At 72.6% G+C, this 11293-nt stretch carries 6 protein-coding genes; all 6 read right to left on the bottom strand.

Translation table 11 applies throughout. The features are described from left to right. Positions 1-2273 (bottom strand): serine/threonine-protein kinase (locus D7V97_RS32025; protein ID WP_147445054.1); only part of this gene is annotated, 2273 nt, incomplete at its 3' end. Between the two features lie 5 nt (positions 2274-2278). After that, a complete protein-coding gene (locus tag D7V97_RS32020; protein ID WP_120614422.1) occupies positions 2279-3124 on the bottom strand; it encodes a hypothetical protein in 846 nt (281 codons plus the stop codon). Between the two features lie 8 nt (positions 3125-3132). Continuing rightward, positions 3133-5712 carry a TonB-dependent receptor gene (locus tag D7V97_RS32015; RefSeq protein WP_120614421.1) on the bottom strand — a complete coding sequence of 860 codons (2580 nt, stop codon included), beginning with the start codon at positions 5710-5712 and terminating at the stop codon, positions 3133-3135. A gap of 229 nt (positions 5713-5941) precedes the next feature. Next, a complete protein-coding gene (locus D7V97_RS32010; RefSeq protein WP_120614420.1) occupies positions 5942-6856 on the bottom strand; it encodes a PhnD/SsuA/transferrin family substrate-binding protein in 915 nt (304 codons plus the stop codon). Positions 6857-6858: 2 nt separating this feature from the next. Further along, positions 6859-9372 (bottom strand): tetratricopeptide repeat protein, encoded by a 2514-nt coding sequence (locus D7V97_RS32005; RefSeq protein ID WP_120614423.1) that lies wholly within the window; start codon positions 9370-9372, stop codon positions 6859-6861. 8 nt (positions 9373-9380) lie between these two features. Continuing rightward, entirely contained in the window at positions 9381-11186 is a 1806-nt protein-coding gene (locus D7V97_RS32000; protein WP_120614419.1) for a PP2C family protein-serine/threonine phosphatase, read from the bottom strand. Between the last annotated feature and the right edge of the window lie 107 nt (positions 11187-11293).

The following is an 11293-nucleotide window of genomic DNA, read 5'->3' as shown; positions in this document are numbered from 1 at the left end:
GGCGGGGGCCGCAGTTCGCTCGGCTCCATCCGGGGCATGCTTCCCGAGGCGCCCTTCACCGGCGGCCGGGACATGTCCGTGGGGGCGCGCATGTCGCCGTGGCCGGAGCCGGACTGGGAGCCCGCCGTCGACGCGCGCGGGTGCGAACCCGTGCCGGGCACGAGCGGCTTGGGGTGGGAGCCCGTGCCGCTGGTGGACGACGGCGCGTACTCCGCGAGCCGGTCGCCCAGGGCCTCCTTGAAGAACTGCGCCACCGACGCGGGCGACGAGGACAGCCGGTGGTGCGCGATGACCGCTTCAATCTCCTCGCGCATCGCCGCCGCCGAGGGCGTGCGCCGCGCCGGGTCCTTCACCAGGGCCCGGAGGATGAGGTCGGACACGTCCTGCGGGATGTGCGGCTTGAGCTGCGAGGGCACCGGCGCCGGCTCGCGCACGATGGCCGCGAGCGTGGCCGCGTCGTGGTCGCGGCGGAACGGCAGCTGCCCGGTGAGCAGCTCGAAGAGGACGACGCCCAGCGCGAAGACGTCGTTGCGCCAGTCCAGCTGCCGGCCGCTGGCGGCCTCCGGGGACAGGTAGGAGATCTTCCCCTTGATGACGCCCGCCTGCGTGTGCTCCTCGCCCTGCACCTTCGCGATGCCGAAGTCGCTGAGCTTGATGGCACCGTCCAGCGAGATGAGGACGTTGTGGGGGCTCACGTCGCGGTGCACCACCGGGTGCGCGACGCCGCTCGGGTCCACGTAGCTGTGCGCGTAGTGCAGGCCCGCCGCCACCTCCGCGACGATGCGCAGCGCGTGCTCCAGGGGCAGCGCCATCCCCTTGCGGCGCAGCTCCGTGAGCAGCCGCTTGAGGTCCGGGCCGCGCACGTACTCCATCAGGATGTACGCGACGCCGTCCGTCACGCCCACGTCGAAGGTCTGCACGACGTTGGGGTGCGTGAGGCGGGCGTTGGCGCGCGCCTCCGCGAAGAGCATGTCGACGAACTCGGGGTTCTCCGCGAACTGCGCGAGGATCTTCTTCATCACCACGTACTTCTCGAAGCCCTTCGCGCCCTGCTGCTTGGCGAGGAACACCTCCGCCATGCCACCCTGCCCCAGCCGGCGGATGATCTGCAGCCGCGCGCTCTGGGCGGTGAGGTCCGTGGGCGAGCTGTGCTTCATCGACGCGGGGTCGATGTTGGTGGAGCCGAACAGGTACTGGCTGAGCGCGCGCTGCTCCAGCGCTTCGATGTCGTCCTGCACCTTGTCCGTCAGGGGAATGCGCGCCAGGAGCCCCTGGAACTGCGCCAGCGCCGGCGCCCGCGCGGTGCCGCCGCAGATGGGGCACACGCGGTCCAGGTTGCCCTTGGCGCGCAGGACCTCCAGGTACTCGGAGGCCTGGATGCGCTGGTGATACACCTGCCCGCAGTTGCGGCAGTCGCACGGCAGCCACAGCGTGGCCAGCTTCACCGGCAGCGTCTTCCCGGAGCGCGCGAGCAGGCCCAGCATCGGCGGGGGCACGCGGCTCAGGAACACCTGGGCGCCCTGCGCCGCGACCTCCAGCACCTGCTCGAAGCGGGGCAGCGCCTCCGGCTCCGCCTTGCTCACGTGGCAGCAGTCGAACGCGACGCGCCCCTCCAGGCCCGACGCCAGCCGGCGCACGTTGAGGTCGCCCTTGAGGACGGACGCCAGCGTGATGAAGGTGATGTCGTCCTGGACGATCTTCAGATGCGAGGCGAGCTCGGAGGACTCCGACGGCGTGCTCGCGCGCAGGTAGCGCAGCACCGCGGGGTCCACCGTGGAGAACTGCTGACGGCGCGCGAAGTCGAAGAACTCCGTGGGCTCGTCCGCGAACTCCAGCGGCTGGGCGCACACGGGGCACGCGTGCGCGGGCGCCCCGCCCTGCTCCAGCACCTTCGCCTCGTCCACCAGGTTGACCAGCCGCAGCCGGTCCTCCTTGCAGAAGCGGCAGGTGTACGGCGCCAGCAGGGAGAGGACGCGCGCGACGCCCGCGAAGCCCTCCACCATGTTGAGCTGATCCACCACGATGGGCGGCGCGTTGATGACGTACAGCCCCGCCACGCCCTGCGGCGGGTGGCCGACGAACTCAATCCACTTGCGCACGCCGAACGAGCTGATGCGCTCCAAGAGGCCCAGGTCCACCACCAGCAGGCCGTTGAGGCCCTTGGTGGACGAGGCCAGCGGGAACGTCTCGTCGATGACACCAGACACCCGGACGTGGAGGAGGTTTCCCACGCGCACGGAGGTGATGCCGGCATTGGAAGTTTGGCTCTCCACCCGCCTTACCCTCGTTCCAGACAGAACAGCAGGGACTTGGGCTGCGCGGCCCTGCGGCGCGCCTCCCCCAGGTCCACGGCGCACGTGAACACCGTTCCGCGCCCCGGGACCACCCGCACCGCCACCGCATCGCTGTGCTCCAGGATGCGGCGCAGACCCAGGCCCGCCCCACCTCCGGAAGCATCCACCTGCGCCTTGCCACCCCATGCGCGGAGCACCCGGACCAGCGGCGATGCCGTCAGCCGTCCGAAGCGATCCACCGCCTGCAACCACGCACGGCCCGGCTCCATGCCCCACTCCAGCAGGCACGCATCCTCCGGGGCCACGTGCTGCACCTGTCCCCGGCGGTGCGCGTACTTGGGCGCGCCCGTCTCATCCACCGGCGCGTCCAGGAGCGCGTTCGCCGCGAGCTCGTGCGCCACGTCCGCCACGAGCCCCGCCGCCACGCGCGAGCCTCCCGCCTCCAGCACCGCCGCCGAGGCCGCCTCGCACGCCGGCCCCACGTCCGCCACCTGCGTCAGCGGCGCGCGGGACACCACGGCCTGGGCGGGCATCAGGCTGTCCCCGCGAAGGAGCGCGGCCAGCAGGCGCACCTCCCACGCGGAGGGCTCCCCGTCCGGTTCGCGCGTCGCCAGCAGCAGCGCCGGCGAAGCCCGGTCCAACATCTCCGCCTGCGCGGCGCCGAGCCGCCCGTCGAAGAGCACCAGCCTGCGCGCGGGGCCTGCCCCATGCCGCAGCAGGAGCCCGTCCCGGGCGAGCGCCCCCGCCGCCCGCTCCATCGCGGCGGGCGTCAGGGAGTCGTCCGGAGTCAGCTCCAGCAGGGGGTTCTTCGAGGGCGTCGCGGTTTCCAAAGGGCCTACTAGTAACGCAGCCGGATTTCGCTGAAGAGGCCCTGGGGAGGCGCGGGGAAGCCGTGCGACTCCTCGTACTGGGCGTTGAAGAGGTTGGTGCCCAAGAGCGACACCGCCACGCGCTCGTGCACCTGGAAGCCCACGCGCGCGGAGGCCGTGATGTAGCTGGGCATCTTCACGCGGGTCGTCGTGCCGCTGATCTCGTCCACGACGAAGCCCGGGTCGAAGCGCGGGCCCACGAAGAGGCCGTAGATCTCCACGAACGCGACCTTGCCGATGTTGGTCCGGCCGCGGGCGTAGATGCGGTGGCTGGGCGCGTAGTCCAACGCGTAGTCCGGGCCGCCGTCCGCGGGCAGCGCCCGGGCGTCCAGGAACTGGTAGGCCACGTCGAAGGAGGAGTTGAGGGCCGGCACCTGCGCGGCCGCCTCCGCCTCGAAGCCCGCCACGCGCGCGTCGCCCAGGTTCTTGAACTGGGACGTGGAGCCGAAGAGGAGCTCCTGATTGATGAAGTTGTTGGCGCGGTTGTAGAAGGCCGTGCCCGTCAGGCGCACCTTGCGGTCCAGGGGCCAGAAGTCCACCGCGGCCTCCACCGTGTCCAGCGTCTCCGCCTTCAGGGCCGGGTTGCCCAGGAGCGTGGCGGCGTACATCTGCTGGTTGATGGCGAGCTCCGCCAGGGTGGGCGCGCGGAAGGCGCGGCCGTAGTTGGTGCGCAGCGTGAGCAGCTCCGGAATGGCGTGGAAGACGACGCTCGCGCGCGGGGAGATCTGATCCGTGCGCGCGGTCCACACGCGCTCGGGGATCTGGTAGCGGTCGTAGCGGGCGCCCGCGCCCAGCACCAGCCGGTCCGTGGCGCGGTACTCCGCGTCCACGAAGCCGCCCAGGATGGTCTGCCGGGTGTCATCCAGGCCCAGGCCGGAGAGGATGTTCTGGTTGTTCACCTGGTCGGCCTTCACGTCGCCGCCCACGGTGAGCGACAGCCGGTCCAGGGAGAACAGGGCCCGGGCCTCGCCGCCCAGCCGGCGGCGCTTGCCCAGCGCGGACTCCAGCGCGCCCGTGACCTGGTTCTCCAGCGCCACGTCGCGGCGCTTGAAGAACGCGTAGCCCTGGGCGAACACGCGCACGTTCTCGTTCACCTGCTGATCCACCTGGATGGCGGTGTTCAGGTTCTGCACGTGCTCGTTGTCCTGCGACGTGTAGTGGCAGCGGCCGCAGTTGCCCACGGTGGAGATGTTCTGCCCGCCCGGGCGGCCGATGTTGCCGTCCGTGAAGTCCGCGTCCAGCGACACGGCGCCGACGCGCACCTTGCCGTTCACCTGGTGCACCAGCGAGTCCTCGTTGTCGTCCACCTGGCCCACGCGCGGATCATTGAAGAGCTGCGGGCCGTCCGAGCCGAAGCCGTAGTAGCCGAGCAGCGCCTCCACGGGCCCGCCCTTGCCGGCCACGGTGGTCTGCAGCCGCCACGTCTTGTCCTGGCCCGCGAGGATGCGCGCGTCCGCGCCGATGCTCTGGCCCTTGGGGATGAGGTCCGCGGGCTGCCGCTCGATGATGTTGATGACGCCGCTGAAGGCGTTGGAGCCGTAGAGCGACGAACCGGGGCCGCGGATCACTTCCACCTGCTTGAGGTTCGTGAGCGGCGTCGTCTCATCCGCGTAGAACTGGCCCGTCCAGGGGTCCGTCAACGGACGGCCATCCTTCAGGAGCAGGAGGCGGTTGGACAGGTAGTTGGAGCCCAGGCCGCGCGCGCTCACCGCCGCCTTGCGCATGGAGCCCCGGCGGCACTCCATGCCGGGGAAGTACTGGATGGCTTCGCAGAGGGAGAACTGGCCGGTGCCCTCCAGCTCCTCGGCGGGGATCCACGACACCGTGAGGGGCACGTCCGCGATGCGCTGGCGGCGCTTGGACGCCGTCGTCACCACCGCCTCGCTGAGGACGCGGTTGACGGACTCCTCCAGCGAGGACGCGGCCAGCGGATCCGGCCCGTCCAGGCCCGCGAGCCCCGAGGGCGGCGGCATGGCGCGATCCGGGCTGGGCTCCGTGAAGGGCGCGCGGTCGGGCACGTTGCTGGTGCTGCCCAGCGGCTCCGACGCCGGCAGGGGCACGCCCCCGGCGGTGGCGTTGGCGGGCGGCGTGGCGGGCACGTCCGAGGGCAGCGTCGCGGTCGCGGGGGCGCCCGAAGGGCCCGGAGACGCGACCGGCAGCGGCTCCGGGGTCGGCAGCGCCGCGGCCGGGGAGTACGGATCCACCGGCGTCGCCGAGGGCTCGCTGGCGAGGGTGGGATCGTCCACGGACAGCCCCGTGGTGTCCGGCCCGGGCGTCGCGGGAGGAGGCGTCACCGGAGCGCCGGCCTTGCCCTTGCGAGGCTTCGCGGCGCGAGGTGTGCGCGGAGTGGCGGCGGGAGTCCGCTTGGCGCGCACGGGCTTCGTGCGCGTCTTTGGCGCGGGCTCGGCCGCGTCCTGTGCCTGGCCCACGGCCGGAGACAGCAGGCTCAAGGCGCACAGCACCAGAGGCAGGTACATGCGCGCGCTCTTACGCCCCAAGACCATCTTCGCCGCATGGTTTTGCGGCCCACAGTACCCAGTCGAGTCCATCGTTCTCAATTCCACGAGGGGAAGCAGAGAGCCTTCAGCGGTCCTGTACGCCCCGGTTCAATGCCGATGCGCCTGACAATCGTCCAAACGGGCGAACTTCCACCCCTGAACGATAGCGCTCACGCAGGGAAGCTACCGCAGTCACTCCACCGGGGCCAAGTCGTGGCCACCGATGCTGCCAAATCCCGCGAGTCAGCCTCTGGGGGCTCGCGGATCAGCCCCTCCGGGTTCAGTCGTCCGGCTGCTCGGAGGTCAGGGCCAGGTCGTCCGCGAACGGCGGCAGCGCCGGTCCCAGCAGCTCCGAGCGCACCAGCACCGGCGGCTCCACCCGCAGGTCGGGCGCGTCCGCGAAGACGGGCTGGCGCTTCGGCGGGCCCTGCGTGACGAGCCTGCGGAAGTCCTCGAATTCGCGGCCCGGAATGGCGGTGAACCCGTCGAACGGGGCCACCCCTCCCAGCGTGGAAAGGGACTGGGACAGGGCGTCCGCCCCGCCCTTCAGGTCCACCAGCACCGCGCCCGGCACCTTGCCGCTGCGGAAGAGCACGCGCACGTCCTTGGGCGCATGCGCCACCGGCACGAGCGCGGCCTCCGCGCCCTTCGCCTCCAGCATCTTCACCGCCGACTCCACGTTGGGCACCGGCACCAGCTTGAAATGACGCTGCGCGTCCAGGTCGCCGCCCAGGACGACGTGGGAGACGAACTTCGGATCCGAGGGGCCCGCGCCCTTGACGAGCGCCATGCGCTTGCCGGCGAGGTCCTTCACGGAGCCCTTCTGGGTGGAGATGATGGCCCAGCGCTGCTGCGTCTCACCGGCGCGCGGCGCGTACGCCACGGGCTGGGCCTTGGCGCCCAGCTGGACCGCGGCCCAGGCGTCCACCACGGCGAAGTCGATGAGCCCCTCGCCCACCGCCTTGGCGAAGTCCTCGTAGCGGCCGAAGCTGCGGGCGGCCACGGGGCGGCCCAGGCTGGCTTCCATCTTCTGGGCCAGCGCTTCGGCGTACTGGAAGCGCTCCTGCCCGTCCGACAGCGAGGTGGCGAGGAACACGCCCAGGGTCGCCTTCTTCGGCGCCGCGGACGCGGGGACGGCTGCGAGGAACAACACGGCGGCGAGCACCTGGCTCCACCGCGCGACACAGGCTGACATCTTCACGGCGTCTCCTCCGCGGTGGCCCCGGACGGCGCGGCGCCCTGGGCGTCGCCAAGTCCGTAGAGTCCCTGCAGGCGTTCCTTCCACTCCCGCACCTGGGCGGCACGGGCACCCGCGCCCGACGCCAGATAGCGGCGCCACGCGTCCACGGCCTCGGCGGGCTCGTGGCGGCGCTCCTGCGCGTCGATGCCCAGGTTGAGCGCCGCGACGGGTACGCTGTTCTCCAGGCGCTTCCAGGTCGCGAGCGCACCCGCGGTGCCGCCCTGGCGCCACTCCACGCACGCCAGGTTGTGCTGCACCTGCGCGTCGTCGGGCGACGTCGCGAGCGCGGCCTTCAGGGCCTTCTCCGACGCCTTCATGTTGCCGGAGGCGTACGCGAGCGCCGCCTCGCGCCGCAGGAGCGCGCCGGTGAGGGCGCCCGTCCAGCGCGGCTGCCCGGGCATGGGCTTCTTCTGCGCCGCGGTGAGCAGCTTGCGCGAGGGCGCCACCTTGCCCTGGCGGTACAGCACCCACGCGTCCGCCAGCGCGCGCGAGTTGGGCCACGCCCACTCAGGCACGGGGGTGAGCGCGCGCTTGATGCCACCCGAAGCGTCCGCGAACCGCCCCTCCTCCGCGCGCGTGAGCGCCCGGGCGAACACCGCCAGCTTCGCCAGGTCCGTGCGCTTGCCGGTGCCCAGACGGTCCACCGCGTCCAGGTCGCGGTTCGCCGAGGCCGCGTCGCCGGCCTCCAGCTTCGAGAGGGCCCTGCGCACCAGCACGCGCGGCAGGTTCGCCTCCGCCACCTTCGCGGCGACCTTGGAGGGGCCCGCGTCCGTCAGCCGCTGCACGGCGGCGTCCACCTGGCCCAGCTCCACCTCCGCGAGCGCGGCGCCCGCGGACGCCTCCGCGCGCTGATCCGGCTCCTGGGTGGCTTCCCCGGCCTGGGTGAACGCGGTGAGCGCGGCCTGCGCGTCGCCTCCGCCCAGCCGCGAGTAGCCCAGCAGCAGGTGCTCGCGCCAGGTCGCGCCCGGCAGCGTCACGGTGCCCTCCAGCACCTTGCGGGCCTCCGCGTACTGGCGGGCGTCCAGCAACACCGCGCCCAGGCGGCGGCCCATGGGCACGGAGCGGTCCAGGTCATACGCGCGGCGCAGGTCGCGCACGGCGTCGTCCAGGCGCTGCGTCCCGGCGCGGTCGCGCGCGCGGTGGGCCAGGGCCTGGGCCAGCCACTGCTTCGCGGTGGCGTTGTTCGGTTCGAGCTGGAGCGCGCTGCCGTAGTCCTCGATGGCCTGGTCCCACTGGCCGGTGGCGAAGTGATCCGCCCCCAGCAGGTTCCAGCCCAGCGCCTGGCGCGGCGCCATCTCCACCACGCGCCGGTGCACCTCCACCGCGCGCTGGAAGCGGCCGGCGCGGCGGTTGACGGAGCCCAGCGTCGCCCACAGCTCCAGGCTGCCGCCGCCCGCCTTCACCGCGCTCTCCAGGAACTGGATGGCCTCCTCGTGGCGCGCCTGCGCCTGGAGCGCCTTGCCCACGGCGATCTGTCCCATCAGCAGGCCGGGCTGGAGCGCCAGCACCTTGCGGAACTCGGCTTCCGCCTGCGCGGGCTGCTTCTGCGCGAGCCGCACGTCACCCAGCAGCAGGTGCGAGGCGGGCGTGTCACTCACCTTCACCAGGGCCAGCGCCTGCGTCTCGGCGCGCGGCACGTCCCCGGCGGCGAGGTACAGGCGCGCGAGCTTCTCCTTCGGCTCGGGCACCTGGGGGAACTTCGTCACCAGCCGCTCCAGGAGCGCGCGGGCCTCCGGCACGCGGCCCTCCAGCTCCAGCACGGAGGCGAGGCCGATCTGCGCGGGCGCGGACTCCGGCCGGCCCGCCTGGGACTTCTCGAAGGCGGCGCGCGCGGCGGGGGCGTCCCGGCGCAACAGGTGCGCCTTGCCCAGCAGCTCGTGGATCTGGAAGTCGTTGCCGGCGAGCTTCTCCGGGCGCAGCACCAGGTAGCGCTGCAGCCGCGTCACGGCCCGGTTCCCGTCCTGGGCGTAGAGGTAGTAGCTGGCCAGGTAGTAGTGGACGATGAGGTGGTCGGGCTGATCCGCGGCGGCCACCTTCTCCAGCACCGGCACGGCCTCCGCGAAGCGGCGCAGCTTGAAGTACGCCGTGCCCAGCGGGTACGCGAGCGTCAGGTCCTCCGGGTTCTGGGCGAACACGGGCTGCACGCGCGCCACCGTGCGCTGGAAGTCCTGGAGCGCGTTGGCGGCGGTGCCCAGGCCCGCGGCGGACGCGACGGAGCGCGGATCCTCGCCGAGCGCCTGTTCGAAGAGCTGGAGCGCCTTGCGGAACTTCTCCTCCGCCTCCTTCTTGTCGCCCTTGGCGAGGGCGGCGTTGGCGGACACGAGCACCTGGTCGCCCTGCTCCGAGAGGCGCTGGGCCTCCGTGGCGGGGGGCGGCCGGAACTGCGCGAGCGCCGTCGGCGGGCCGGCCAGCGTGGCCAGCAGGACGAGCGCGGTGGAGACGCGGCGCGGGGGACGGGAGGATGGACGCATGCGGTTCGTCACGGCGTGGGGGCGGGGCTGAATTCGGCGACGATGACGGTGATGTCGTCGCGCTGGGGCTGGCCGGCGCTGTAGGCGCGCACGTCCGCGAGGAGCGCGTCGCGCAGGGCGTCGGCGGGGAGGTGGGCGTTGGCCTGGAGCGCGGCGGCCAGCCGCTGCGTGCCGTACAGCCGGTTGGCGCCGTCGCGCGCCTCGGTGAGGCCGTCCGTGTACCAGACCACGATGTCGCCGGGCCGCAGCTGCGCCTGGCGTGAGGTGAACTGCGACGCGACGCTCGCGCCCAGCAGCGGGCCGCGCGCGGGCAGGGACGCCATCTGTCCGCTGTGGCGGTTGAAGACGGCGGCCGCGGGGTGTCCGCCCGCCGCGTAGTCGATCTGGCCGTTGTAGACGTCGATGACCGCGAGCGCGCTGGACATCTGGTGCTCGCCCCGGCCCACGTTGGCCAGCGTCACGTTGAGCGCGGTGATGAGCATCTGCGCGTGCACCTGCGACGGCTCGCGCAGCGTCATCGCGGAGGCGAAGCCGCTGGTGGCGCTGGTGGCCACGAGCGACGTGGACAGGCCGTGGCCCGTCACGTCGCCAATGCCGATGACGACCCGCCGGTCATCCAGCGCGGCGCGGAACCACCAGTCGCCGCCGCACGCGTCCGCGGGCACCACGAGCCCCGCGAGCCGCAGGGGGCCCACCGTCACCGCGTCGCGGCCGGGCAACAGCGTCTCCTGCACCGTGCGCGCGAGCGACACCTCACGCTCCAGCTGCGCCTTGGCGCGCACGTCCTCCAGCAGGACCTTGATGCGCTCGGCCATGTGGTTGAACACCACGCCCAGCGTCGTCACCTCGCGGCCCGCGCCCGGCGCCGTGCCCGCGCGGGCGCCCAGGTCACCGGCGGCCAGCTGCATCACCTTGCCGGTGAGCGCGCCCAGGGGCCGGGTGATGCGGCGGCTCTGGTAGGCGGCGATCACGCCCGCCAGGACGACGAAGGCCAGCCCCAGCTGCAGGATGCGCACGGTGTTGGCGCGCACCGCGGCGCGGTTGGACTCCTCCAGGTCGTGGAGCTGCTTCTGCAGGTCCTCCAGCGAGTAGCTGATGACCACCACGCCCTTGCCGCCCTGCGAGCCGTAGTCGAGCGGCTCCTGGAACTCGAAGACGGGCTGGCCGTTGAAGAAGGCGCTCGCCCAGCGGCGCTCCGCGGTGCGGCCCCCGGAGGGAGAGCCCAGCTTCGCGGCCGGGTCGCTGTCCGCGACGAGCTGCGACTCCGCGTCGAACATCTGCACGCGCAGGATGTTGCGGTTGTCCGCGATGATGGAGCGCGCCACCTCCGTGAGGAACGCGTAGTTGTTGTCGCGCAGGCTGGTGGCGGAGGAGAGCGCCAGGGTGTGGCTCACCGTCTGGCCCAACTCGCGCGCCTGGGACTGGAGCCGCTGGGTGAAGCGGTCCGACGCCGCCGTGAGCGCCGTCTCCGTCGTCTTCGCCGACAGCGCCGCCAGCAGGCCCACGATGAGGATCACCAGCGCGCCCGTGGTGAGCAGCAGCAGCTGATCCAACCGGAGCCCGCGGATGGCGGCCACGTTGGGCAGCTCGCCGGCTTCCAGGGGGGCGATGAGGGTGTGCGTGGCGTCGGACTGTGGCAGCCCGAGCGCTCCTGTCATCCGGGTGGCCGTGTGGTCGCCACCCGGGAGGGCGGTGAGCTCGCGGGAATGGGTGCCGGTATATTCCGGAGGCGGCGGGGGCGTGGCGTCCGGCGCGTCCGGGGACTCGTCAGAGCCATCAGGCGCGGAATCAAGGCGCGTGTTCGTACGGGACAAAGGCACACCTGGGGGTGCCCGCGTGGGGAATACACGGGCGGGGCGGCGCGGACTGTATCTCACTTCCTCATTGACGCGAGGAGTCCGCCTACCATCCCCCTCCCCCC

Origin of the sequence: Corallococcus sp. CA053C (assembly GCF_003611675.1) — a bacterium.
GTDB lineage: Bacteria > Myxococcota > Myxococcia > Myxococcales > Myxococcaceae > Corallococcus.
Note: the sequence above shows the minus strand (reverse complement) of the source record. Positions and strands in the feature narration are given on the sequence as shown.

What these genes read in the sequence shown, in the direction of transcription:
- D7V97_RS32015 (WP_120614421.1), bottom strand. Translation starts at nt 5,712, where the DNA reads ATGGACTCGACTGGGTACTGTGGGCCGCAAAACCATGCGGCGAAGATG.
- D7V97_RS32005 (WP_120614423.1), bottom strand. Translation starts at nt 9,372, where the DNA reads ATGCGTCCATCCTCCCGTCCCCCGCGCCGCGTCTCCACCGCGCTCGTC.
- D7V97_RS32010 (WP_120614420.1), bottom strand. Translation starts at nt 6,856, where the DNA reads ATGTCAGCCTGTGTCGCGCGGTGGAGCCAGGTGCTCGCCGCCGTGTTG.